We start from the raw sequence: 24,568 nt of genomic DNA, 5'->3' as shown, positions 1-24,568 counted from the left end.
CGGTCAGCGCGCGCCGAGCAGGTGCTCGGTCGCCAGCTGCTGCAGGTGCACGAAGCCGGCGCCCTTGCCGCCGAAGTAGGCCTCGGCGTCGAAGTCCTCGAACGCGCTGCGGTCGGCGACGAGGTCGGCGATCGACTCGCCCTCGGCGAGCGTCGGGGTGCGCAGCTCGTCGACCTTCGCGGCCGAGAGCGCGGCCTGCACCTCGGGGTCGGCGCGGAACGCCTGGGCTCGCTCCTTGAGCAGCAGGTAGTTGCGCATGTTCGCGGCGGCCGACGCCCACACGCCGTCGTAGTCCTCGGTGCGCGACGGCTTGTAGTCGAAGTGCCGCGGTCCGTCGTAGGCGGGGCCGCCGGTCGGCGAGCCGTGCTCGAGCAGGTCGACGAGCGAGAACGCGTTGAACAGGTCTCCGTGGCCGAAGACGAGGTCCTGGTCGAACTTGATGCCGCGCTGCCCGTTGAGGTCGATGTGGAAGAGCTTGCCGTGCTCGAGCGCCTGCGCGATGCCGGCGGTGAAGTTGAGACCGGCCATCTGCTCGTGCCCCACCTCGGGGTTGACCCCGACGAGGTCGGGCCGGTCGAGCGTCGCGATGAAGGCGAGCGCGTGCCCGAGCGTCGGCAGCAGGATGTCGCCGCGCGGCTCGTTCGGCTTCGGCTCGATCGCGAAGCGCATGTCGTAGCCGCGCTCGACGACGTGCTCCGAGAGCAGGTTCACGGCCTCGCGGTAGCGGGCGAGCGCGGCCTGCACGTCCTTCGCGGAGTCGTACTCGGCGCCTTCGCGGCCACCCCACATGACGAAGGTCTGCGCGCCGAGCTCGGCGGCGAGGTCGATGTTGCGCAGCACCTTGCGCAGCGCGAAGCGGCGGACCGAGCGGTCGTTGCTCGTGAAGCCGCCGTCCTTGAAGACGGGGTGCGAGAACAGGTTCGTCGTCACCATGGGCACGACGAGACCGGTGTCGTCGAGCGCGCCGCGGAGCCGATCGATCTGGTGCTGCCGCTCGGCGTCGCTCGAGCCGAAGGGGAACAGGTCGTCGTCGTGGAACGTGAGCCCCCACGCGCCGAGGCCCGCGAGGCGCTCGACGGCCTCCACGACGTCGAGGTCGGGGCGGGTCGGCGGGCCGAACGGGTCGTTGCCCGTCCAACCGACGGTCCAGAGGCCGAAGGAGAAGCGGTCGTCGGGGGTGGGGGTCGTGGCCATGAGGGATGCCTTCCGTGCTGCGTTGCAGGATGCGTCGCGCCTCGGGCCAGGACCGTCAGCGTCGACGACTAGAATGTTCTGGACGGAAACATATCAGCAGGACGAGCCGCGCGCACCACGTGCTACCCGACGCGCAGCCGTAGCATGCGAGCGGCCCGACTCCGAAGGAGCGACATGAGCACGCAGGCGCACACCGGTTCGCGCGAGCTGCGCCGCGCCAACCTCTCGCGCGTGCTGCGGCTCGTGCACGAGGAGGGCGCGGCGTCGCGCGCCGCGCTCACGCGCCGCACGGGCCTGAGCCGCTCGACGATCGCCGACCTCGTGGCCTCGCTCGAGGAGGCGGGGCTCGTCGTCGAGCGCGACCCGACCGGCACGGGCGGCGTCGGCAGGCCGTCGCCCGTCGTGCACGCCTCGGCCGACGTCGTGGCGATCGGCACCGGCGTCGAGGCCGACGCCGTGACGGTCGCGGTCGTGGGGCTCGACGGCGCCGTCGCGCACCGCATCCGCCACGAGTACGAGGCCGAGCCCTCGGCGGCGGCGACGGTCGAGATCGTCGGCAGGCTCGTCGACTCGCTCGCGCCGGCGCTCACGGGCGCCCGCGTGCTCGGCATCGGCGCTGCGGTGCCAGGGCTCGTGAGCGCCGCCGACGGGCTCGTGCGGATGGTGCCGCACGCGGGCTGGGTCGACGAGCCGATCGCCCGCCTGCTCGCCGACCGCACCGGCCTGCCCGCGTTCGCCGACAACGACGCGAACCTCGGCGCCGCAGCGGAGTCGACGTTCGGCGCCGGCCGGGGCCTGTCGAGCCTCGTCTACCTCCACGGCGGCCCCTCCGGCATCGGCTCCGGCGTGCGCCTCGGCGGCACGGCGCCGGCGAGCGCGCACGGCTTCGCGGCCGAGCTCGGCCACACGCTCGTCGACCCGCGCGGCGCGCGCTGCCGCTGCGGCGCGACGGGATGCCTCGAGACCGAGGTGCGCTTCGACCTGCTGCTCGACGTCCTCGGCCGCGACCGCCTCGACCTGCCCGACGTGAGCGCGGCGCTCCGGGAAGCGGCGAGCCCGGAGGTCGACGCCTTCGTCGCCGAGCAGCTGCGGCGGCTCGCGACCGGGCTGCGGAACGCGGTCAACGCGTTCGACCCCGAGGCGGTCGTGCTCGGCGGGTTCCTCGGCGCGCTCTTCGCGGAGCAGCCCGAGACGCTGCTCGCGGCGCTCCGCGCCCAGCTCATGCCGCCCATCGCCGAGTCGCTCGTGGTGGTGCGCGGCGCGCTCGGCGAGGACCGGCTGCTCATCGGCGCCGCGCAGCTCGCGCTCCGCGGGCTCCTCGAGGATCCGCTCGGCGCGTGACGCGCGACGGCGCGGAGCCGAGTGCGGCTAGCGTTGCGGCATGGCACTCGACAGCGAGCACGACGGCGGGCAGCGGGTCGAGGTGACCGGCTTCGTCGCCGCGACGACCGACGCGGTGTGGGCGCTCTGGACCACCGCCGACGGCCTGCGGCAGTGGTGGTGGCCCCAGTTCGACGACACGCGCTACGAGGTCGACGCCCAGGAGGGCGGCTGGTACCGCATCCGCACGGCCGAGGGCGGCATCGGCGTGCAGGGCACGTACGTCGAGCTGCTCGAGGGGGAGCGCATCGTGCAGACGTGGGACTGGCTCGGCGGCGACGGCACCGCCGCCACGCAGCTCGTCACCGTCGAGCTCGAGGAGCTCGACGGCGGCACGCTCGTGCGGGTGACGCAGACCGGGCCCGCGGACGAGCTCGAGCAGCTCGAGCAGGGCTGGAGCGACATCCTCACGCGGCTGGAGGAGCTGCTCGACGACTGATCGCGACCGGATGCGAAACGGTCACTTCGTGCCATGCTTGGGGCTCAGCATGCAGCGAGCGGAGGGGCGATGGCGTCCGGAGAGCGGAGGCGACCGAACATCCGCGACGTCGCGGCGGTCGCCGGGGTCAGCTATCAGACGGTCTCGCGCGCGCTGAACCGGCACCCCAACATCCGCCCCGAGACCCTCGCGCGGATCGAGGCGGCCATCGTCGAGCTCGGCTACCGGCCGAACGCCGCGGCGCGCGCGCTCGTGCGCCGCAGCTCGCAGACGATCGGGCTCCTCACGCTCCCCACGACCCACTACGGGCCGCAGGCGCAGCAGATCGCGATCGAGATGGCGGCGCGCGACGCCGGGTACCGGATCGCGCTCACGAACGCGGCCACCGGCAGCGTCGAGGACCTGGCGGCGGGCGTCACGTTCCTGCGGGAGACGAGCGTCGACGCGCTCGTCGTCTCGGTCGCCGAGACCGCGATGCTCGAGGCGCTCGCGCAGCTGCGCGTCGAGGTGCCCTACGTCACCCTGGAGCCGACCGGCCTCGCATCCGGGCACAGCGTCGCCATCGACCAGCGGCTCGGCGCGCGGATGGCGATCGACCACCTCGCGAGCCTCGGTCACCGGCGCATCGCCCAGCTGTGCGGGCCGAGCGGCTCGATCGACGCGACCGCGCGCACGTCGGGCACGGAGGAGCGCATCGCGGAGCTCGGCCTCGAGCTCGTCGGCACGGTCGAGGGCGACTGGACGCCCGACTCGGGCCACGCGGTCGGGGCGCGCGTGCTTGCGCTCGGGGCCACGGGGATCGTGGTCGGCAACGACCAGATGGCGCTCGGCCTCATGCACGCGTGCCGCGACGCGGGCCTCGACGTGCCGGGCGACGTGTCGATCGTCGGCTTCGACGACGTGCCGGAGGCGGCCCACTTCCCCACGCCGCTCACGACCGTGCGGCAGGAGTTCGAGCAGGTCGGCGCAGCCGCGATGCGCGTGCTGCTCGACGACCTCGAGGGGCGCGCGGGGCTCGTGCACCTGCGGATCCCGCCCGTGCTCGTGACCCGCGCGTCGGTCGCTCGCCCCTGATCCGCAGCGCCGCCACGCCGAAGGTCACGGTTCGGCCACGGATTGGCATGCATGTGACCGTTTCGCATACAGTGTCACCCATTGCATCGCGGCATCGGCCGCACGAGACGACGGAGTCCCATGGGAATGAGCCGAGATGACGCGGTCGCTGCTGTGCGCGAGCAGGTCGCCGCGCTGCACGCGGAGCTCGTCCGGTACGGCCTGGTCGTCTGGACCGGCGGCAACGTCTCTGGCCGGGTGCCGGGGGAGGACCTCTTCGTCATCAAGCCGTCGGGCGTCGACTACGACGACCTGACGCCCGCGTCGATGATCCTGTGCGACCTCGACGGCGTCGTCGTCCCGGGCAGCGAGGGCTCCGAGCGATCGCCCTCGAGCGACACCGCGGCGCACGCCTACGTCTACCGGCACATGCCCGAGGTGGGCGGCGTCGTCCACACGCACTCGACCTACGCGACCGCGTGGGCCGCGCGCGGCGAGTCGATCCCGTGCCACATCACCGCGATGGCCGACGAGTTCGGCGGCGAGATCCCCGTCGGCCCGTTCGCGATCATCGGCGACGACTCGATCGGCCGCGGCATCGTCGAGACGCTCACCGACCACCGGTCGCGCGCTGTGCTCATGCAGAACCACGGCCCCTTCACGATCGGGAGCGACGCACGCGACGCCGTCAAGGCCGCCGTCATGTGCGAGGACGTCGCGCGCACGATGCACCTCGCCCGGCAGGGCGGCGCGACGATCCCCATCGACCCGGCGGCGATCGACGCGCTGTTCGACCGCTACCAGCACGTCTACGGCCAGCAGGAGGCTCCCGAGTGACCAGCATCATCCCCGACCCGACGACGCGGACCGTCTGGTTCCTCACCGGCAGCCAGGGGCTGTACGGCGAGGAGACGCTCGCGCAGGTCGCGGCCCAGTCGCAGGAGGTCGCGGCGCTCCTCGCGGACGCCGACGAGATCCCCGTGACGGTCGAGTGGCGCCCGGTGCTGACCTCGCAGGACGCGATCCGCCGCGCCGCGCTCGAGGCGAACGCCGACGACTCCGTGGTCGGCGTGATCGCCTGGATGCACACCTTCAGCCCGGCGAAGATGTGGATCGCCGGCCTCGAGGCGCTCGCGAAGCCGATGCTGCACCTGCACACGCAGCACAACGTGGCGCTGCCGTGGGACGAGATCGACTTCGACTTCATGAACCTGAACCAGGCGGCGCACGGCGACCGCGAGTTCGGCTACCTCGCCGCGCGCCTCGGCGTGCCGCGCACGATCGTCGTGGGCCACGCCTCGGCGCCCCGCGTCCGCGCCGAGATCGGCACCTGGTCGCGCGCCGCGCTCGGCACCGCCGCCGTGCGCTCGCTCAAGGTCGCGCGCTTCGGCGACAACATGCGATTCGTCGCCGTCACCGAGGGCGACAAGACCGAGGCCGAGATCCGCCTCGGCACCCAGATCAACACGTGGGGCGTCAACGAGCTCGCGGATGCCGTCGCCGCGGCCGACGACGCCGCGGTCGCCGCGCTCGTCGACGAGTACGTCGCGAGCTACGACGTCGCCGACGAGCTGCTCCCCGGTGGTGAGCGGCACGAGTCGCTGCGCGACGGCGCCCGCATCGAGGTGGGCCTGCGCGACTTCCTCGAGGCCGGCGGATTCGGCGCCTTCACGACCAGCTTCGAGGACCTCGGCTCGCTGCCGCAGCTGCCCGGGCTCGCGGTGCAGCGCCTGATGGCCGACGGCTACGGCTTCGGCGCGGAGGGCGACTGGAAGACGGCGATCCTCGTGCACGCGGCCGCGCACATGGGCGCCGGGCTGCCGGGCGGCGCGAGCCTCATGGAGGACTACACGTACCACCTGGTCGAGGGCGAGGAGGTGATCCTGGGCGCGCACATGCTCGAGGTGAGCCCCAGCCTCACGACCTCGCGCCCGCGACTCGAGGTGCACCCGCTCGGCATCGGCGGCAAGGACGACCCGGTACGGCTCGTCTTCACGGCCGACGCCGGCCCGGCCGTCGTCGTCGCGCTCAGCGACATGCGCGAGCGGTTCCGGATGACCGCCAACGCGGTCGAGAACGTCGCGCTGCCGCAGCCGATGCCGAAGCTCCCGGTCGGGCACGCCGTGTGGCGCCCCGCGCCGGACCTGGCGACCTCCGCCACCGCCTGGCTCACCGCCGGCGCCGCCCATCACACCGTCATGTCGACGCAGGTCGGCATCGACGCCTTCCGCGAGTTCGCCCGCCAGTCCGGCATCGAGTTCCTCGCCATCGACGAGACCACCACGAAGGACGGCTTCGAGCGCGAGGTGCGCTGGAACGCCGCCTACCACCGACTCGCACAGGGCCTCGGCTGACGCCCCGACCCTTGCCGCGGCCGTCCCGGTCGCACCAACCCGCCGCATCGCGGCACCCCATGAAAGGAACCACAGTGAAGAAGCACCGCATCCTCGGCGCTGTCGCCGCTGCAGGCGTGATCGCGCTCGTCGCGACCGGCTGCGGCCGTGGCGGCACCGCAGAGCCGGCTGCGTCCGACGGGGCACAGGAGCCCGGCGGCACCGGCCAGATCGTCGGCGTGGCCATGCCGACGCAGCAGTCGGAGCGCTGGATCGCCGACGGCGACAACGTCCGCTCGCAGCTGGAGGAGATGGGCTACACCGTCGACCTGCAGTACGCGAACGACGACATCCCCACGCAGGTCTCGCAGATCGAGAACATGATCTCCTCGGGCGCTGAGGCCCTGATCATCGCCTCGATCGACGGCACGACCCTCACCGACGTGCTGGCGCAGGCCGGCGACGCGGGCATCCCGGTCATCGCCTACGACCGCCTCATCAACGGCAGCCCGAACGTCGACTACTACACGACCTTCGACAACTTCCAGGTGGGCGTGCAGCAGGCGACGAGCCTGCTGACCGGTCTCGGCCTGGTGGACGAGAGCGGCGAGCGCACCGACGAGGCTGGCCCGCTCAACGTCGAGCTCTTCGCCGGCAGCCCGGACGACAACAACGCCACGTTCTTCTGGGAGGGCGCGATGAGCGTCCTGCAGCCCCTGATCGACGAGGGCGTGCTCGTGGTCCCCAGCGGCCAGGTCGACTTCGAGCAGGCGGCGATCCTCCGCTGGCTGCCCGAGACGGCGCAGGAGCGCATGGAGAACATCCTCACCGTCATCGGCGACACGAAGCTCGACGGCGTGCTCTCGCCCTACGACGGCCTCTCGATCGGCATCATCTCGGCGCTCACGTCGGGTGGCTACTCGACCGACGCCCTGCCGGTCATCACCGGCCAGGACGCTGAGGTCGGCTCGGTGCAGTCGATCATCGCTGGCGAGCAGTACTCGACGATCTTCAAGGACACGCGACTGCTCGCCGAGCAGGCCGTGACCATGGTCGACTCGATCCTGCACGGCGAGGAGCCGGAGGTCAACGACACGGAGACCTACGACAACGGCGACCACATCGTGCCGTCGTACCTCCTCGAGTCGACCATCGTGACGGTCGACAACTACGAGGAAGTGCTCATCGACTCGGAGTACTACACCGAGGACGAGCTCTCCTGACGGCCCGGGGCGGGGGCGAGAGCCCCCGCCCCGCACCATCACCCATCGGCATCGGAACGGAAGGAGGGGCGCTGTGACGGCGATCCTCGAGATGCGCGGCATCACCAAGGAGTTCCCGGGCGTCAAGGCCCTCTCCGACGTCAACCTCACCGTCGAGCGCGGCGAGGTCCACGCGATCTGCGGCGAGAACGGCGCGGGCAAGTCGACGCTCATGAAGGTGCTGTCGGGTGTGTACCCGCACGGCACCTACGACGGCGAGATCGTGTTCGAGGCGGAGCCGGTGCAGTTCCGGTCGATCAGCGACTCGGAGCACAAGGGCATCGTGATCATCCACCAGGAGCTCGCCCTCAGCCCCCACCTGTCGCTCGCCGAGAACATCTTCCTCGGCAACGAGCGCGTCGGCCGCGGCGGCCTCATCGACTGGCACGCCACGAACACCGAGGCGCAGAAGCTGCTCGCGCGCGTCGGCCTGGGCGACAACCCGGCCGTGCGCGCCAACGAGGTCGGCGTCGGCAAGCAGCAGCTCGTCGAGATCGCGAAGGCGCTCTCCAAGGACGTGAAGCTGCTCATCCTCGACGAGCCCACCGCGGCGCTCAACGACGAGGACTCCGCCCACCTGCTCGACCTCATCCGCCACCTGCAGCAGCAGGGCATCACGTCGATCATCATCAGCCACAAGCTGAACGAGATCAAGGCGATCGCCGACAAGGTCACGGTCATCCGCGACGGCCGGACGATCGAGACGCTCGTGACCCACGACGTGACCGAGGACCGCATCATCAAGGGCATGGTGGGCCGCGACCTCGAGTCGCGCTACCCCGACCGCGACGTGACGATCGGCGACGAGGTCTTCCGCATCGAGGACTGGCGGGTGCACCACCCGACCGAGGCCAACCGCGTGATGATCCACGACGCGAACCTGTCCGTGCGTGCCGGCGAGGTCGTCGGCATCGCCGGCCTCATGGGCGCGGGCCGCACCGAGCTCGCGATGAGCGTCTTCGGGCGCTCCTACGGCTCGCACATCACCGGCACCGCCTACCTGCACGGCAAGCCGATCGACGTGCGCAGCGTGCCGGCCGCCATCCGCGCCGGCCTCGCGTACGCGACCGAGGACCGCAAGATGTACGGCCTCAACCTCATCGAGGACATCAAGCGCAACATCTCCGCCGCCGCCCTCGACAAGCTCGTGAAGCGCGTGCTCGTCGACGGGGAGCAGGAGATCATCGTCGCCGAGGGCTACCGCAAGAGCATGCGCATCAAGACGCCGACCGTGAACGCGGTCGTCGGCAAGCTCTCGGGCGGCAACCAGCAGAAGGTCGTGCTGTCGAAGTGGCTCTTCACCGACCCAGAGGTGCTCATCCTCGACGAGCCGACCCGCGGCATCGACGTGGGCGCCAAGTACGAGATCTACACGATCATCAACCAGCTCGCCGCCGCCGGGAAGGCGGTGATCGTCATCTCGTCCGAGCTCCCCGAGCTGCTCGGCATCTGCGACCGCATCTACACGCTGTCGGAGGGCCGCATGACGGGTGAGTTCCCGATCGCCCAGGCGACGCCAGAGGCGCTCATGCAGCGCATGACCCAGGAGAAGGAGGCGGACCATGTCCTCGCCCAATGACACGTCGACCCAGGGCACGTCGACCGGCGGCTCGTCAGCACCGGGCGGCGCCGGCCGGCGCGCGCCCCGCGGCGACGCGGGCCGCGACCTGAGCCCCTCGCCGCTGCGCACCGCAGGATCGTTCCTGCTGTCGCGCGTGCAGCAGATCGGCATCTTCATCGCCCTCGTGGTGATCGTGCTGCTGTTCCAGGGCCTCACCGGCGGCCGCCTGCTCACCGCCGGCAACGTCGCGAACATCATCGTCCAGAACAGCTACATCCTGATCCTCGCGATCGGCATGGTGATGATCATCATCGCCGGCCACATCGACCTCTCGGTCGGCTCGGTCGCCGCCTTCGTGGGCGCCGCGACCGGTGTCATGGTCGTGCAGTGGGGATGGCCGTGGTGGCTCGCCATCGTCGTCGGCATCGTGCTCGGCGCGGTCGTGGGTGCCTGGCAGGGCTTCTGGGTGGCGGTGGTGGGGATACCGGCGTTCATCGTGACGCTCGCGGGCATGCTCATCTTCCGCGGCCTCACGCAGATCACGCTCTCGAACACGCAGATCACCCCGTTCCCCGCCGAGTACCGGCAGCTGGGCGGCGGCTACCTGTTCCCGCAGCTGTTCCCGGCCTCGACGAGCCCGGCGGAGTGGATCACGGTGGGCCTCGGCCTGCTGACGCTCGTGCTCTTCGTCGGCTCGCAGCTGCGCGGTCGCGGCAAGCGCGTCAAGCTCGGCGTCGAGGGCGAGCCGGCCTGGTGGTTCTGGACCCGCACCGGCTTCGGCGCGCTGCTGATCGTGCTGCTGACGTACCTGCTCGGCATCGCCGAGGGTTCGCGCGGCACGCCGATCGTGCTCATCGTGCTCGGCGCGCTCATCGTGGCCTACTCGGTCGTGATGCAGCGCACCCGCTTCGGCCGGCACATCTACGCGGTCGGCGGCAACCGGCACGCGGCCGACCTGTCGGGCATCCGCTCGAAGCGCATCGACTTCATGCTCTTTGTGAACATGGGCATGCTGGCGGCGCTCGCGGGCATCGTGTTCACCGGTCGCCTCAACTCCGCAGGCCCCGGCGCCGGCAACCTGTTCGAGCTCGACGCGATCGCCGCGGCGTTCATCGGCGGCGCGGCCGTCCAGGGCGGCATCGGCACCGTGGTCGGCGCGATCACCGGTGGTCTCATCATGGGTGTGCTCAACAACGGCATGTCGCTCATGGGCGTCTCGACCGACTACCAGCAGTTCATCAAGGGCATGGTCCTGCTGCTGGCCGTCGCGTTCGACGTCTACAACAAGCGGCGCGCGCGCTCGCTCGGCTGACGAGCATGCGTGCGACGGCCCCGGGCGGATGCCCGGGGCCGTCGTCGTGCGCGGGGCTTGCGGGCCCGTGGTGCGGATCGCTACACTTCACCACATGGTGAAGTCATCCGTCGACGGCGTCGCGCACGCGATCGCGTCCGCACCGCGGCGGCTGCTCGTCGGCCGGCTCGCGGAGGGCCCGGCGACGATGAGCGAGCTCGCAGCCCTCATCGGCGTGACGCTGCCCGCGATCGACAAGCACGTGCGCGTGCTCGAGGCGGCGGGGCTCGCGCGCAAGCGCCGGGTCGGCCGGCACGCGATCGTGACGCTCGAGCCGGGCGGTCTCGACCTGCTCGCCGACTGGGCGACCGGCGTGCGCGCGATGTGGCGTGCGCGGCTGGCCGACTTCGCCGCCCACGTGGAGTCGCAGCCCGCGGCCGCGGACCAGGAGGAGCAACCATGACCTAGACGCAGATCGAGCTGACGCAGCAGGTGGCGGCATCGCGCGAGACCGCATGGGCCGCCTGGACCGACCCGGCGCGCATCGCGCGCTGGTGGTGGCACCGCATCCCCGGCACGACGATCGCGGCGGACGCGCGGGTCGGCGGCGCCTACCGGTTCGAGAGCGTCGACGCCGGCTTCGGCGTCACGGGGGAGTACCTCGAGGTCGAGCGGCTCGAGCTGCTCGTGTTCACGTGGCGCTGGATCGACGACGGCGTCGAGGGCGAGGCGCTCGACACCGTGACGGTGCGCTTCGCGGATGCGGCGGGCGGCACCGCCGTGACCGTCGTGCACGAGACGGATGCGGCGGGCGTCGCGGACTACGAGCTCGGCTGGCGCGACACGCTCGCCCAGCTGCCGCAGTCGGCCTGACCGCCGCTCGTCCACGCAGAAGTCGTTCGTCCGGCTAAGGAGGTAGGCTGGTCGGAGGAAGTCTGACACGAAGAGGGAACGCATGCTGCTCGCCATCGTCAACGCCAAGGTCATCCCGGTCGAGGGCCAGGAGTTCGACGGCACGATCGTCGTGCGCGACGGCCGGATCGCCGAGCTCGGCGCCGACGTCGCCGTCCCGGAGGGCGCGGAGGTGCTCGACGCCGCGGGCGCCCAGGTCACGCCCGGCCTCGTCGACGCGCACGTGCACCTCGGGGTCCACCCCGAGGGCGACGGGCCCACCGCGAGCGACACGAACGAGATGACGAACCCCAACACCGCCGGGGTGCGCGCGCTCGACGCGATCGATCCTTTCGACGAGGGCTTCGACCTCGCGCTCGCCGGCGGCGTGACGACCGTGAACGTCAACCCCGGATCGGGCAACCCGATCGGCGGCCAGGCGGTCACCCTCCACACGCACGGCCGGATCGTCGACCACATGGTGCTGCGCGAGCCCGCCGGGATCAAGAGCGCGCTCGGCGAGAACCCGAAGCGCGTCTACGGCGACAAGAAGGTCATGCCCTCGACGCGGATGGGCACGGCCAAGATCCTGCGCGACGCCTTCGTCGCCGCGCAGAACTACCAGCGCAGGCTCGCCGATCCCGACAAGGGCAGCCAGCAGGACGTCGACCTCACGATGGAGGCGCTCGGCAAGGTGCTGCGCCGCGAGATCCCGTGGCGCCAGCACGCGCACCGCGCCGACGACATCGTCACGGCCCTGCGGCTGCAGGCCGAGTTCGGCTACGACCTCATCATCGACCACGGCACCGAGGCGCACGTCGTCGCCGACCTGCTCGCCGAGCGCGGCGTGCCGGTGCTCATCGGGCCGCTCTTCACCACGAAGTCGAAGATGGAGCTGCGCAAGCGCTCGATCGCGAACCCCGGCAAGCTCGCGAGGGCCGGCGTCGAGCTGTCGCTCATCACCGACCACCCGGTGATCCCCATCTCGTTCCTCGTCCACCAGGCGTCCCTCGCCGTCCGCGAGGGCCTCGACCGCGAGACGGCGCTGCGCGCGATCACGATCAACCCCGCGAAGGCGCTCGGCGTCGCCGCGGAGGTCGGCTCGCTGGAGGTCGGCAAGCGTGCCGACCTCGTCGTGTGGGGCGGCGACTGGATGGACCCGATGGCCCGACCCCGCACGGTGCTCATCGACGGCCGCGTCGTCTTCGAGCACGACGCCGCCACCGGCGACGAGCGCATCGCGTCGCGCGACGAGGTGCCCCTGGCGCTGTCGGCGTGACGGGGCACCCCGGAGACGCGCTGAGCCCCAGCCGTCGCTTCACCACCCTGCTCGTGCTCGGCCTGCTCGCCGGGCTCGGGCCGTTCACGATCGACCTCTACCTGCCGGCGTTCCCGGCGGTGAAGGAGGAGTTCGCCACGACGGATGCGGTCGTGCAGCTCACGCTGTCGGCCACCACGATCGGCTTCGCGCTCGGCCAGCTCGTGGTCGGGCCGCTCTCCGACCGCATCGGGCGCCGACGGCCGCTGCTCATCGCCACGACCGTCCACGTGCTCGCGAGCGTCGGCGTCGCGATCGCGCCCGACGTCACGTCGCTCATGCTGCTGCGCGTGCTGCAGGGCTTCGGCGCTGCGGCCGGCACGGTCGTCGCCATGGCGATGGTGCGCGACCTGTTCAGCGGCTCGCGGCTCGTGACGGCGCTCTCGCGCCTCGCGCTCGTGATCGGCATCGCGCCGATCGCGGCGCCCGTGCTCGGCTCCTGGCTCCTGGGCCTGCTCGACTGGCGCGGGCTCTTCTGGGTGCTCGCGGGCTACGCGGTGCTCGTCATCGTGCTGCAGCTGCTCTTCCTGCGCGAGACGCTCCCGCCGCACCTGCGGCAGGAGCCGGGACACTCGACGCTCCGGCAGCGCTACCGGGCCGTGCTGGGCGACCGCGTCTTCGTCGGCGTCGCGATCATCGGTGCGAGCATCTTCGGCGGCATGTTCGCCTACCTCTCGACCTCGTCGCTGCTGCTGCAGGAGGTGTACGGCTTCTCGCCGGGGGAGTTCGGCCTCATCTTCGCGCTCTGCTCGGTCGCGGTGCTCATCGGCACGCAGACCGCGGGCCGCGCCGCGAACCGCTGGGGTCCGCAGTGGGTGCTCGCGGTGTCGACGTCGCTGCTCATCGTGGGCGCCTCCGCGATCATCCTGCTCGACCTCGCCGGGCTCGGCATCGTGGGCCTCGTGCCGCCGCTCGCCGTCTTCGCCTTCGCCTTCGGCCTGTCGATGCCGTGCGTGCAGTCCCTCGCCCTCGCGAACCACGGCCAGGAGGCCGGCACCGCGGCGTCGCTCCTCGGCGCGCTCAACATGTCGATCGCCGGGCTCGTGAGCCCGATCGTCGGGCTCTTCCGCATCGAGAACGCCATCCCGATGGGCGTCGTGATGCTGCTCTGCGGGATCCTCGCGACGTGCTCGCTGTGGCTCGTCGTGCGGCCGCGGCAGGTGCAGCCGATCGAGTGAGCCGGCGCCGGGAGCCGCGCGGCGCGGCCCTCGCGCTTCGGGGCGCCATGCGGTCGAGACCTAGGATGGCGACATGACCGACGAGCTCGCGAAGGCCCAGGCCGAACTCGAGGCGGCTCGGCAGGCGCAGGCCGCCGCCGCGGCCCGCCTCGCGGAGCTCCAGGCGGGCGAGGCGCGCGCGAGGCTCGACACCCCGCCGTCCGCGGCCGACGACGCGACGCCCGAGGGCGCGCCGCCCGTCGCCGAGTCGTACACGCGGGCGCCCGAGGCGGAGACCGCGCCCGCCGACCCCGAGCACCCGTCGGAGCCCGGCGACCGCGTCGAGCCCGCGGCCACCGCCGGCCCGCTGAGCGTCGACGAGGTGGCCGCCGTGCGGGCCGGCTACGCGTTCACCGGCTCCGTGCTCGAGATCGGCGCGCTCGTCAACGGCGAGCCCGACGCGGCGACGCAGGTGCGCATCCCGCTCGCCATGGTCAACCGGCACGGGCTCATCGCCGGCGCGACCGGCACCGGCAAGACGAAGACGCTGCAGGTCCTCGCCGAGCAGCTCTCCGCTGCCGGCGTGCCCGTCTTCGCGGCCGACATCAAGGGCGACCTCTCGGGCGTCGCGACGGCGGGCACGTCGAGCGAGAAGCTGCTCGCGCGCACCGCGGGCATCGGGCAGGCGTGGCAGGGCGCCGCCTTCCCGGTCGAGTACTTCGCGCTCGGCGGCCAGGGCACCGGGGTGCCGGTGCGGGCGACGGTGCTGTCGTTCGGACCGACGCTGCTCGCGAAGGTGCTGGGCCTCAACGACACCCAGGAGTCGAGCCTCGGCATCGTCTTCGCCTACGCCGACGAGCAGCGCCTGCCGCTCGTCGACCTCAAGGACCTGCGCGAGCTGCTGCTGTGGCTCACGGGCGACGAGGGCAAGGCGGACCTCAAGCGCCTCGGCGGCATCTCGACGCAAACCGCCGGCGTCATCCTGCGCGAGATCACCGCGTTCAGCGAGCAGGGCGCCGACGTGTTCTTCGGCGAGCCCGAGCTCGACACCCGCGCGCTCATGCGCACGACGCAGGACGGCCGCGGGATCATCAGCCTGCTCGAGCTGCCGGACGTGGCCAGCCGCCCTGCCCTCTTCTCGACCTTCCTCATGTGGCTGCTCGCCGACCTCTTCGAGGACCTGCCCGAGGTGGGCGACGTGGAGCGGCCGAAGCTGGTCTTCTTCTTCGACGAGGCGCACCTGCTCTTCCAGGACGCGTCGAAGGACTTCCTCACGGCCATCACCCAGACGGTGCGGCTCATCCGCTCGAAGGGCGTCGGCATCTTCTTCGTCACCCAGACGCCCAAGGACGTGCCCTCCGACGTGCTCGCGCAGCTCGGCTCGCGCGTGCAGCACCAGCTGCGCGCGCACACGCCCGACGACGCGACGGCGCTCCGGCAGACGGTGCGGACCTACCCGCGCAGCGGGTACGACCTCGAGGAGGTCCTCACGAGCCTCGGCATCGGCGAGGCGATCGTCACGGTGATGGACGAGCGCGGCGCGCCCACCCCGGTCGCCTGGACGCGGCTGCGGGCGCCGCAGGGCTCGATGGAGCCGACCCCGGCTGCCGCGATGCAGCAGAGCGTCCAGGCGTCGCCGCTGTCGGCGACCTACGGGCAGGCGGTCGACCGCGAGTCGGCGTACGAGCTGCTGCAGGCGCGGCTCGCGTCGGCGCAGCGGGCCGAGCAGGACGAGGCAGCTCGTGAGGCGGCCGAGCAGGAGGCGCAGCGGCTCGAGAAGGAGGCGCAGCGCCTCGAGGAGGATGCGCAGCGGGGCCGCTCGACCGGGCGATCCTCCGGCGAGCGCGCGGGCGGCAACGTCGTGACCGACTTCATCGGATCGCGCACCGGCCAGTCGCTCATCCGCGAGATCGTGCGCGGCGTGTTCGGCAACCGGCGCCGGTGAGCGGCACGGAGAGCCTCGAGGCTCGCGAGCGACCGCGCGGCATCGCCGCCCTGACGGAGACGCTGCGCGGGCAGCTCCTGTCCCTCGCGGTGCTCGCGCTCGTGCTGATCGTGCTCACGGCCGTCGCGCCGGGCGTCTGGGACCGCCCGTGGGTGTGGGCGAGCGTCGCCGCGGTCGCAGTGGCGACCGGCCTCGCACTGCTGGGGCAGGGCCCGCTGTACGACGCGCGCTGGATGGAAGTGCTCGTGCCGGCGATGGACCTCCTGGCCATCATGCTCCTGCTGGGCGACGTCGGGATGCCGCGCATCGTGGCGATGCTCGCGGTGGTCCCGGCGTTCTGGCTCGGCTTCGTCGGTCGCCGCGTCGGCCTCGTCATCGTCGCCGCCGGCGGCATCGCGATGGGCATCGCGATGGCGCTCCAGATCTCGGCGTCGACCGGCACGACCACCACGGCGAACGCGGTCGGTGCGGTGCTCGTGCCGGTCGCGCTCATCGCCGCCGCCTACTTCGCCGACAGCTACACCGGCAGGATCGACCAGCAGCAGCTCGTCCTGCTCGAGCGGGAGCGGGAGAAGACGGAGATGGCCCGCCAGCTCGCCGCCGACGGCGTGCTGCTCGACAACATCTTCGACACCGCGCGCGTCGGCCTCATGCTGCTCGACGCCGACGGCGGCGTCGTGCGCATCAACCCGACGCTCACCGGCCACCCCGCGCTCGAGGGCACCGACCTGGAGCATGTGCTCGACGGCGCGAGCTTCCTCGACCTGGAGTCGCGTCAGCCCATCCCGTACGGCGAGATGCCGTTCCTGCGGGCCGCGCGCGGCGAGTCGTTCGACAACAGCCGGTTCTGGATCGCGCGACCCGGTCACGACATGTTCGCCGTGACGGTGTCGTCGCGGCCGCTCATGGTCGACGGCGAGTTCCGCGGATCGATCGCGTCGGTCGACGACGTGACGGCCTACATGCGGATGCTCGAGGACCGCGACGACTTCGTCGCGCTGATCTCGCACGAGCTGCGCACCCCGCTCACCTCGATCGCCGGGTACATCGAGCTGGCGATCGACGAGGAGATGTCCGACGAGCTGCGCTCGTGGCTCAAGATCGTGGAGCGCAACAGCACCCGCTTGCGCACGCTCGTCGAGGACCTGCTGATCGTCGGCGAGATGAGCCGCGGTGAGCTGCACCTCGAGCCTGCGGAGACCGACCTGCGCTCGCTCGCCCAGGACGCCGTCGCGACCCTCGCCCACCGGGCGCGGAACCGCGGCGTCGAGCTGCGGCTCGTCGACGGGCCGCCCGTGCCGCTCGTCGCGGATGCGCGCCGCGTGAGCCAGGTGGTCGAGAACCTCATCTCGAACGGCATCAAGTACACGAGCGACGACGGCTTCGTCGAGGTGCGCGTCGGCGCGGAGGGCGCCGACGCGCTGCTGGAGGTCAGCGACGACGGCCCCGGCGTCGCGCCCGACGAGGCGGCACGCGTCTTCGAGCGCTTCTACCGCTCGTCCGCCGCGCGCGCCTCCGGCGTGCAGGGCGCAGGCCTCGGGCTCTGGATCTGCCGGATGATCGCGCAGGCGCACGGCGGCACGATCGCGTTCGACAGCGAGGTGGGCGCCGGGTCAGTCGCGTCGGTCCGACTGCCCGCCGGTCGCTGACACGCCGGGCATGACCGGGTCCGATGCATCCGAGGCGCCGGCGAACCCGGTGCGGGTCATCTCGCCCCACACCTGCTTCCGGTTGGTGAGGCCTGCCCACCAGCCCTGGATGCGCCAGATCGCGGTGAGCTGGCGGTAGCCGAGGCTCTCGGCAACGACCGCCCACAGCGTCGTGCCCATGTCGCGCCAGCGCTCGTAGCGGTGGAAGCTCGCCTCCTCGACGACGACGGCGGCGAGCGTGACGATGGTGCCGTAGACGTAGGCGACGATCAGGAGCAGCAGCGCCATCCCGGGGTGGACGGCGCCGACGAGCAGCCCGAGCACGACGAGGACGATGCCCACGAGCTCGATGAGCGGCGCGAACAGCTCGAAGAGCCAGTAGTAGGGGAGCGCCAGCATGCCGACGCGGCCGTAGCGGGGGTTCAGGAGCATGCTGCGGTACTTCCACAGCACCTCCCAGAGCCCGCGATGCCAGCGGCGGCGCTGCCGCGCGAGCACCTTCAGGGTCGATGGCGCCTCGGTCCAGCTGACCGGCTCGGCCACGAACTCCACCCGGGACTCGCGGTGGCCGTGGCGGATCCAGCGCTGGATGCGCATGACGAGCTCGAAGTCCTCGCCGATCGAGTCGGCGTCGAGGCCGCCGACGTCGATGAGCACGTCGCGGCGGAACATGCCGAAGGCACCCGAGATGAGGATGAGCGCGTTGAGGTCCGACCAGGCGGTGCGCCCCAGCAGGAAGGCGCGCAGGTACTCGACCACCTGGATGCGGGTGACGAGCTCCTTGGGCATGCGGATGTCGACGATGCGCCCGGCCTGCACGCGGCTGTTGTTGACGATGCGCACGACGCCGCCGGTGGCGACGACGCGCTCGGGGTCGTCGGCGAACGGCTTCGACACCGACAGCAGCGCGTCGGGCTCCAGGATCGAGTCGGCGTCGACCATCACCACGAGCTCCTTGCTCGCGAGGTCGAGGCCGAGGTTGACGGAGTCGGAGCGCCCGGAGTTCTCCTTGTCGACGACGAGCAGCGGCACGGCCGGGTCGGGGGAGCGCCACACGCCGCGCAGCGCACCGCGCACGGGGATGCGCCCGGGCACGTCGCGCTCGTCGGGCACGAGCCCGAACCCCTCCTTGAGGAGCCGCATCGTATCGTCCTTGCTGCCGTCGTTCACGACGATGACCTCGTGGTCCGGGTACCGGAGGTCGAGCACGGAGCGGACGCTCGTCAGGATGACGGCGGCCTCGTTGTAGGCGGGCACGATCACGCTCACGCCGAGGCTGAGCGGCGACGCGGCCATGGCGTCCTCGCCGCGGTGCTCGCTGCGGCGCAGGTACCGGGCGAAGTGCCGAGCTGCGAGCAGCACGAGCAGCAGCATCGAGGTGTTCGCGAGCACGAAGTACGCGGCAGCCGGCCACGCGATGACGGCGAAGATCGCCTCGAGGGTGTCGTGCAGCCAGGTCACGCGCGCGCCTCCGCCCTCGGGAGCCCGGCTGCGCGCCGCACGCCGGGCTGCGCCTCGGCAGCGATCTCTGCGATCGCGTCGGCGGTCCAGCTGCTGGGCATCGCGACGAGCGCCCGGGCGGCGGCCTCGCCGACCGTGCCGCCGTCGAGCGCGGCCGACCGGAGCGCGGGCACCGCGGCGCGCACGGGCATCCGCTCGAGCGACCGCATCGCGGCGAGCCGCACCGACTCGTGCTCGTCGGCCACGAGGCGGGCGAGCGCGTCGGCGGTGCCGGATGCCTGCAGCAGGCCGGCGACGCGCGCTGCGCCGCGGCGCACGCCCGCGTCGTCGTCCTCGAGCGCGAGCCGCACGCGGTCGCCGACCGCGCCGCCCTGCTGCAGCAGCGACGATGCCGCGACGCTCGTCGGGATGCCGCTGCCCTCCGCGAGCGCCGCCACGACGCGGTCGATGGCGGCGGGCTCGTCGAAGGCGCCGAGGGCGCGGATCGCGACCGTGCGGACGTCGGTGGAGGGGTCGTCCGCGAGCTCGAGCAGCAGCGCGAGCGCGCCGTCCGGTGCGAGGAGCCCGAGCGCCTCCGCGACGTCGGCCCGGATCACGGGGTCGCGGTGGTGCGCGGCCGCGATGACCCGCGGTGCGAGGCCGCTGGCGTCGGCGACGGCGCGCAGCCGGTCGGCGGCCTCGCCGGTGATGCCCCGCAGCATCAGCGACACGGTCCGGCCCACGTGCGCTCGCTCCTCGGCGTCGAGCGCACGCACGCGCGCGAGCAGCGCGTCGACCTCGTCGTCCTCGGCGACCGACGCCTCGAGCACGAGCGGTCGCAGGCGCTCGTCGAGCTCGGCGCGGCGTCGCTCGCGGCGATGGCGCACGAGCCGCTGCGCGACGAGGCTGATGAGCATGCACACCACGACGAGCGACGCGATGGCGAGCAGCCACCACAGCAGCGATGGCGGCAGCAGCGTGGTCATCCCAGCGCGGCGGTCACGCGGGCGAGCAGCGCCCTCGGGCTGAACGGCTTCGTGACGTAGTGGTCCGCGCCGGCCGCGAACCCCGCCTCGATGTCCTTCTCCTGGCCCCGAGCGGTGAGCAGGATCACCGGGGTCCGGTCGCCGCGGTCGCGGATGAGGCGCAGCACGTCGATCCCGGACATCCCGGGCATCATGACGTCGAGCACGATGACCGACCAGTCGCCCTCGCTCGCGGCCTGCAGGGCCTCGGAACCGTCGGCGCGCGTCTCGACCTCGAGCCCCGCGGACTCGAGCTTGATCGCGACGAGGTCGCGGATGTCGCGGTCGTCATCGACGACCAGGATGCGCTTGCTCACGAGCGTGCTCCAGCACACCCGAGCGAGCGCGGACTGCTTGGGCCCATCGGGTGCTCCAACGTGACGAGTCTGCTCTACCGGTGCTCTCACGGTACACCGGCGGCCATGGCCACGCCCGATCGGTCGCTCGCCGCACGAGAAGAGCCCCCGGCGGGGCCGAGGGCTCTTCGTGCGCGACATGCGTCGCGGGGCGGAGGATGGGGGATTCGAACCCCCGAGGGCTTGCACCCAACACGCTTTCCAAGCGTGCGCCATAGGCCACTAGGCGAATCCTCCAGGCCGGTCCCGAGAGACCAACCCTGCGATCCTACCCGGTAGCGGAAGGGGGCGAGGACCTCGCGTCCCCGCCCCCTCCCGTCAGTGCTGCACTACGGGCAGATCGCGTACGCCGCGACCTGGGCCGACAGCGTCTGCTCGTCACCGAGCAGGTACACCGGCGGCTGGTCGAGCCGCAGGCTCTCCGTCACCACGGCCGAGTCCACGCAGGACGAGCGCGACAGGTACAGCGGGGAGCCCTCGGCAGCCGCGAGCGCCGAAGCGGCCAGGGCGTCCGGGAACTTCTCGCCGCTGGCGATGTACATCGCCGGCACCGGTGCGTCGAACATCGCGCGGTTGACGAGCACGGCCGTGTCGAACCGGTCGGAGCCGCCGAAGCGGTGCACGGCCAGTCCGGCGTTGTCGAGCTGGAGCTCGATGCCGTTCGACATCGACTGCTGGTCGCCCATCAGGTATGCGTTCTGCACACCCAGTCGGTCGAGCTCAGCCACCGTCGCGTCGTCCAGACCGCCGGCCTTGCCGTCGACCAGGATGACCGGTGCGTCGATCGAGCCGGCCGCAGAGCCCGCCGTCAGCGCGTCCGGGAACGCGCGGCCGGTGGCCATGAATGCGGAGCCCGAGGCGTCGAAGGCGTAGGCGGCGATGAGACGGCTGGTCTCGTACCGGTCTGCGCCCGCGAGGCGGACGACCTCGGCCGCGAGCGGCTCGAGGGCGTCGGCGACGGCCGGCGACACCGAGGGCTCTCCACCCACGATGACGATGCGATCGGGCGACAGGCGCTCGACCTCCTCCATGACGACGTCGTTCAGCTCGCCGCGCGACGTGAGGAGCAGCGGGCCGCCCTCGTGCGCCGCGGCCGGAGCCGCCGCGAGACCGTCGGGGAAGTTCTCGCCGCTGGCCACGTAGACGACATCAGCGCCGTCCGGGTAGCCGTGCTGCGAGACCTCGACTGCGGTCTCATAGCGGTCGTCGCCTGCGAGCCGCTCGGGCACCGGCATCGTCGCGTCACCGGTCGTGACGTGCACGAAGGTGCGCACGTCCGTGCCGGAGTACTCGATGATGCCGAGGTACTCGGAGTTCACGTCCAGGCCGTTCCACTTGGCCGAGAACACGAACTCGTCGCCGATGCCGACGTCGACCGAGCTGGGCTCGGTCCGGAACTGGCCCTCCTGCTGGCCCTCGCCGACACCGACGTGGTCGAGCGTGAAGCTCGCCTCGGTGCCGTCTCCGTTGGCAGCGAAGACGTCGACGTACGCGACGTAGTCACCGGCCGTCGGGGCGTCGAGGAGCAGCTCCTCATCGGCCGAGCCCGTGCCGGCGACGTACTCGGCGATGGCCTCGCCCTCGTCGTCGAGCAGGTAGACGAACAGGTCGAGGTCCGACGTGTCGTCCGCGGCGTCGAGCGAGAAGTAGTGCACGAGCTCGCCCTCGGGGATCGAGAACTCGTACGCGAACTCCTCGTCCTTCGCACCGGTGTCCGCACCGAGCTGGCTGAACGGCGCGAGGCCGTTCGCCTCGAGGCCGATGGTGCCCTCGATGCCCGACATGGCGGTGATGGGGGTCTCGCCGACGGTGCCCATGCCCTCGACCCAGACCGGCGCCGCGACGGCGACCGGCTGCACCGCGATGGGCGACCGGACCGTGTGCTCGGCGCTCGTCCAGGTGAGGAAGCCCGACGACCAGGTGCCGAGCTCGGCGGTCGTGGTCGTGAACGTCACCGTGTAGTCGAGCGTCTGCCCGGCCTCGGTGAACGCGAGCGACGACGGCGACACCTCGACGTCGACGCCAGGGACGTCCTGGACCGACGGCGTGTAGGTGCCGGCCTCGAGCGACGTGACCGAGCGGGTGATCGTCTGCGTGCCTGCCAGCGAGCCGATCGCGATCGACGCCTGGTTGAGGTCGCTCGGATCGATCGGGCTGCCGACCCACTCGTCGGGCAGCACGTAGCCGAGCCCGCGGAGGTAGCCGTACCAGTCAGCCGTGCCGGCCTCGTAGACCAGGCCCGCGTCGAGCATCGACTGCGTGTTCACGAAGCCGGCGCCCTGTGCCCACGGGTCCGTCGAGACGGTCCCGTCGAGGTTGCGGGTGTCGGTCGCCGTCGTCATGAGCGCGGACTTGACCTCCGCCGGCGACGCGTTCGGGTGGACACCCAGGTAGATCGCGCCGAGACCCGCGACGTGCGGGGCCGACATCGACGTGCCCGAGAGGAACTCGTAGGTCGGCTCGCCGGCGGCCGGGTTCGGGCCGGCGGCGATGATGCCGACGCCCGGAGCCGTGACGTCCGGCTTGAGGACATCGCTGCCCTCGGCCAGGACCGGGCCGCGCGACGAGAAGCCGGCCACGACCGGAGCGACCGTCTCGATGCCCGACGTGTTGCCCGGCTCGAACGAGATCACCGTGGTGCCGTCGGCGGCTGCGAGCAGCTCGTCGCGGTACTCGGCGTCGACGTGGATCGTCGGCACGGCGTGGTCGTCGAGGTCGATCGACCCCGGCGTCACGTTGACGAGCACCGTCGCGATGCCGCCGGCGTCGGCGACGACCTGCGACTTCTCCGCGCGCGCGTTGACGCCGCGGTCGCAGAGCACGATCTTGCCCGCTGCCGCCGCCTCGTCGAGGGTGTCGATCTGGCAGAGCGCCGCGTCCTCCGCGTCCACGCCTGCTGCCGGGATGTCGCCCGCGTAGACGAACTCGCCGCTGATCGTCTCAGCGTCGTCGCCCATCGGCACGGTCACCGAGCCGCCGGGGATGCGCACGTCGCCCGGCAGGACGACGGTCGCCTCGTAGTTCGGCACGCTGGCCGCGGCCACCGTGGTGTACCAGGGGGCGCCGTGGTCGAGCGTCGAGGCACCGGGGCCGTCGTTGCCCGCCGAGACGGAGACGAACACACCGGCCGCGGCAGCGCCGAGGAACGCGATGTCGTCAGCCGTGACGACCGAGGTCGCCGCGCCGCCGCCGATGGAGAAGTTGATGACGTCGACGCCATCCTCCGTCGCCTGCTCGATCGCCTGGACGGAGTCGCTCGTCGAGCAGCCGTCGTCGTCGGTCGTCGTGGGGTCGGGACCCGACCAGCACACCTTGTACGCGGCGATGCGCGCCTCGGGCGCGACGCCCGACATGGTGCCGAGGTCGGCGCCACCGGGCGAGGTCACGGGCACCTCGGCGTTGCCGGCCGCCGTGGAGGCGGTGTGCGAGCCGTGGGCGTCGCCGTCGCGCGGCGAGAGGTACTCGCCGGGGATCTGCGTCTCGGTGCCGATGTTCTCGGCCTCGAAGCCGTCGACGTAGTAGCGGGCCGAGACGATCTTCGTCGAGCAGTCGGATGCCTCGAACTGCTCGCCCGTCTGGCAGACGCCGGTGAAGGTGTTGCCGTCGCCCTTCGCGTAGACGATCTGGCCCTGCGCGTTGAGGTACGGCTCCGCACCGGGCGTCGTGCCCAGCGGGTCGCCGGCGAAGAGCGGGTTCTCGGGGGCGATGCCGGTGTCGAGCACGCCGACGACGACGCCCTCACCAGCGGCGTCCACGCCGCCGGCCTGCGCCCAGAGGCCCTCGAGGTCGAGGTACTCGTTGGCGGGGCTCGCCTGGATCTGCTGGATCTCGTCCGGGAAGATCTGCGAGACGCGCGCGTCGCGCGAGAGCTCGAGCGCCTGCTCCCGCGAGAGGTCGGCGATGAAGCCGTTCATCGTGGTCGTGAGGCTCGCCGCGATGTCGGCGCCGATGGCGGAGGCCACCTGCGACTGCTCGCTCTCGAGGTGCGCCGCGTACGCGTCGGCCGCCGAGGTGTCGAGGTCGATGTCGTCCGTGCCGAGCGGAGCCGTGCGAGCGAGGTTGGGGAGGCCGCCGCGGTAGGTGGCCAGGGGGTCCTGGTCGAGGACGACGATGTAGCGACCGGCATCGAAGCCGCTCGTGTCGATCGGTGGTTGCGTGGGAGCGGCGCTCGCCGCGGACGCACCAAGCACCGACGCCCCCGCGCTGAGCGCGAGGGCGGTGGTGAGTGCGATGCCGCTGCGAAGGCGCACACGCTTGGACTTCAGTGTGCTCAC

Annotated in this window: 19 protein-coding genes and 1 tRNA gene; 14 read left to right on the top strand and 6 right to left on the bottom strand. The window is 72.0% G+C overall.

All coding sequences use genetic code 11. From position 1 onward, the window contains the following. Positions 1–3: 3 nt before the first annotated feature. The gene (xylA, locus tag EDD26_RS01990) at positions 4–1,194 is read right to left on the bottom strand and encodes a xylose isomerase (protein ID WP_123696179.1); all 1,191 of its coding nucleotides are present in this window, start codon (positions 1,192–1,194) and stop codon (positions 4–6) included. Between the two features lie 174 nt (positions 1,195–1,368). Between xylA and EDD26_RS01985 the strand changes: the two genes are divergently transcribed. From EDD26_RS01985 to EDD26_RS01920, 14 genes are all read left to right on the top strand, one after another. Next, the gene (locus EDD26_RS01985; protein ID WP_123696178.1) at positions 1,369–2,535 is read left to right on the top strand and encodes an ROK family transcriptional regulator; all 1,167 of its coding nucleotides are present in this window, start codon (positions 1,369–1,371) and stop codon (positions 2,533–2,535) included. Positions 2,536–2,575: 40 nt separating this feature from the next. After that, positions 2,576–3,013: an SRPBCC family protein gene (locus tag EDD26_RS01980; protein ID WP_123696177.1), complete on the top strand. Its 438-nt coding sequence runs from the start codon at positions 2,576–2,578 to the stop codon at positions 3,011–3,013. Between the two features lie 69 nt (positions 3,014–3,082). Continuing rightward, complete coding sequence (locus tag EDD26_RS01975) at positions 3,083–4,087, top strand: LacI family DNA-binding transcriptional regulator (protein ID WP_170165500.1); 1,005 nt, start codon at positions 3,083–3,085, stop codon at positions 4,085–4,087. Between the two features lie 126 nt (positions 4,088–4,213). Further along, positions 4,214–4,903 carry an L-ribulose-5-phosphate 4-epimerase gene (locus EDD26_RS01970; RefSeq protein WP_123696175.1) on the top strand — a complete coding sequence of 230 codons (690 nt, stop codon included), beginning with the start codon at positions 4,214–4,216 and terminating at the stop codon, positions 4,901–4,903. Next, a complete protein-coding gene (gene araA / locus EDD26_RS01965; protein WP_170165499.1) occupies positions 4,900–6,420 on the top strand; it encodes an L-arabinose isomerase in 1,521 nt (506 codons plus the stop codon). Before EDD26_RS01970 ends, araA begins: the two co-directional genes overlap by 4 nt. Before the next feature lie 74 nt (positions 6,421–6,494). Then, the gene (chvE, locus tag EDD26_RS01960) at positions 6,495–7,622 is read left to right on the top strand and encodes a multiple monosaccharide ABC transporter substrate-binding protein (protein ID WP_245989703.1); all 1,128 of its coding nucleotides are present in this window, start codon (positions 6,495–6,497) and stop codon (positions 7,620–7,622) included. A 91-nt stretch (positions 7,623–7,713) separates the two neighbouring features. After that, a complete protein-coding gene (mmsA, locus tag EDD26_RS01955) occupies positions 7,714–9,240 on the top strand; it encodes a multiple monosaccharide ABC transporter ATP-binding protein (protein ID WP_123698389.1) in 1,527 nt (508 codons plus the stop codon). Beyond that, complete coding sequence (gene mmsB / locus EDD26_RS01950) at positions 9,224–10,534, top strand: multiple monosaccharide ABC transporter permease (RefSeq protein WP_123696173.1); 1,311 nt, start codon at positions 9,224–9,226, stop codon at positions 10,532–10,534. Before mmsA ends, mmsB begins: the two co-directional genes overlap by 17 nt. A 94-nt stretch (positions 10,535–10,628) precedes the next feature. Continuing rightward, positions 10,629–10,976, top strand: coding sequence for an ArsR/SmtB family transcription factor (locus tag EDD26_RS01945; RefSeq protein WP_170165498.1), 348 nt, complete (start codon positions 10,629–10,631; stop codon positions 10,974–10,976). Between the two features lie 29 nt (positions 10,977–11,005). Next, complete coding sequence (locus EDD26_RS01940) at positions 11,006–11,386, top strand: SRPBCC family protein (protein ID WP_170165497.1); 381 nt, start codon at positions 11,006–11,008, stop codon at positions 11,384–11,386. A gap of 82 nt (positions 11,387–11,468) precedes the next feature. Then, on the top strand, positions 11,469–12,683 hold the full coding sequence (locus EDD26_RS01935) for an amidohydrolase (RefSeq protein WP_123696170.1): 1,215 nt from the start codon (positions 11,469–11,471) through the stop codon (positions 12,681–12,683). Beyond that, positions 12,680–13,900 (top strand): multidrug effflux MFS transporter, encoded by a 1,221-nt coding sequence (locus tag EDD26_RS01930; protein ID WP_123696169.1) that lies wholly within the window; start codon positions 12,680–12,682, stop codon positions 13,898–13,900. Before EDD26_RS01935 ends, EDD26_RS01930 begins: the two co-directional genes overlap by 4 nt. A 73-nt stretch (positions 13,901–13,973) precedes the next feature. After that, entirely contained in the window at positions 13,974–15,824 is a 1,851-nt protein-coding gene (locus EDD26_RS01925; RefSeq protein ID WP_123696168.1) for a helicase HerA-like domain-containing protein, read from the top strand. After that, on the top strand, positions 15,821–17,473 hold the full coding sequence (locus EDD26_RS01920; protein WP_123696167.1) for a sensor histidine kinase: 1,653 nt from the start codon (positions 15,821–15,823) through the stop codon (positions 17,471–17,473). The genes EDD26_RS01925 and EDD26_RS01920 overlap by 4 nt, the downstream gene beginning before the upstream one ends. On the opposite strand, the gene EDD26_RS01915 is transcribed toward EDD26_RS01920, so the two are convergent. The 5 genes from EDD26_RS01915 to EDD26_RS01895 all read right to left on the bottom strand — a co-directional run bounded on the left by EDD26_RS01915 (position 17,438) and on the right by EDD26_RS01895 (position 24,568). Further along, complete coding sequence (locus tag EDD26_RS01915) at positions 17,438–18,934, bottom strand: glycosyltransferase family 2 protein (RefSeq protein ID WP_245989702.1); 1,497 nt, start codon at positions 18,932–18,934, stop codon at positions 17,438–17,440. The genes EDD26_RS01920 and EDD26_RS01915 overlap by 36 nt on opposite strands. Beyond that, positions 18,931–19,899: a HEAT repeat domain-containing protein gene (locus EDD26_RS01910; RefSeq protein WP_123696166.1), complete on the bottom strand. Its 969-nt coding sequence runs from the start codon at positions 19,897–19,899 to the stop codon at positions 18,931–18,933. The genes EDD26_RS01915 and EDD26_RS01910 overlap by 4 nt, the downstream gene beginning before the upstream one ends. Beyond that, positions 19,896–20,255, bottom strand: coding sequence for a response regulator transcription factor (locus tag EDD26_RS01905; protein WP_245989700.1), 360 nt, complete (start codon positions 20,253–20,255; stop codon positions 19,896–19,898). Before EDD26_RS01905 ends, EDD26_RS01910 begins: the two co-directional genes overlap by 4 nt. Positions 20,256–20,446: 191 nt before the next feature. Next, positions 20,447–20,531 (bottom strand) — tRNA-Ser (locus tag EDD26_RS01900). A gap of 92 nt (positions 20,532–20,623) precedes the next feature. Next, on the bottom strand, positions 20,624–24,568 hold the full coding sequence (locus EDD26_RS01895; protein ID WP_123696164.1) for a cell wall-binding repeat-containing protein: 3,945 nt from the start codon (positions 24,566–24,568) through the stop codon (positions 20,624–20,626).

It is taken from the genome of Agrococcus jenensis (assembly GCF_003752465.1).
GTDB lineage: Bacteria > Actinomycetota > Actinomycetes > Actinomycetales > Microbacteriaceae > Agrococcus > Agrococcus jenensis.
Note: the sequence above shows the minus strand (reverse complement) of the source record. Positions and strands in the feature narration are given on the sequence as shown.

Excerpts from the sequence above, each read along its gene's own strand:
- xylA (WP_123696179.1), bottom strand. The coding sequence starts at position 1,194 with ATGGCCACGACCCCCACCCCCGACGACCGCTTCTCCTTCGGCCTCTGG.
- EDD26_RS01985 (WP_123696178.1), top strand. The coding sequence starts at position 1,369 with ATGAGCACGCAGGCGCACACCGGTTCGCGCGAGCTGCGCCGCGCCAAC.
- EDD26_RS01980 (WP_123696177.1), top strand. The coding sequence starts at position 2,576 with ATGGCACTCGACAGCGAGCACGACGGCGGGCAGCGGGTCGAGGTGACC.
- EDD26_RS01975 (WP_170165500.1), top strand. The coding sequence starts at position 3,083 with ATGGCGTCCGGAGAGCGGAGGCGACCGAACATCCGCGACGTCGCGGCG.
- EDD26_RS01970 (WP_123696175.1), top strand. The coding sequence starts at position 4,214 with ATGAGCCGAGATGACGCGGTCGCTGCTGTGCGCGAGCAGGTCGCCGCG.
- mmsA (WP_123698389.1), top strand. The coding sequence starts at position 7,714 with ATGCGCGGCATCACCAAGGAGTTCCCGGGCGTCAAGGCCCTCTCCGAC.
- mmsB (WP_123696173.1), top strand. The coding sequence starts at position 9,224 with ATGTCCTCGCCCAATGACACGTCGACCCAGGGCACGTCGACCGGCGGC.
- EDD26_RS01945 (WP_170165498.1), top strand. The coding sequence starts at position 10,629 with ATGGTGAAGTCATCCGTCGACGGCGTCGCGCACGCGATCGCGTCCGCA.
- EDD26_RS01935 (WP_123696170.1), top strand. The coding sequence starts at position 11,469 with ATGCTGCTCGCCATCGTCAACGCCAAGGTCATCCCGGTCGAGGGCCAG.
- EDD26_RS01925 (WP_123696168.1), top strand. The coding sequence starts at position 13,974 with ATGACCGACGAGCTCGCGAAGGCCCAGGCCGAACTCGAGGCGGCTCGG.
- EDD26_RS01910 (WP_123696166.1), bottom strand. The coding sequence starts at position 19,899 with ATGACCACGCTGCTGCCGCCATCGCTGCTGTGGTGGCTGCTCGCCATC.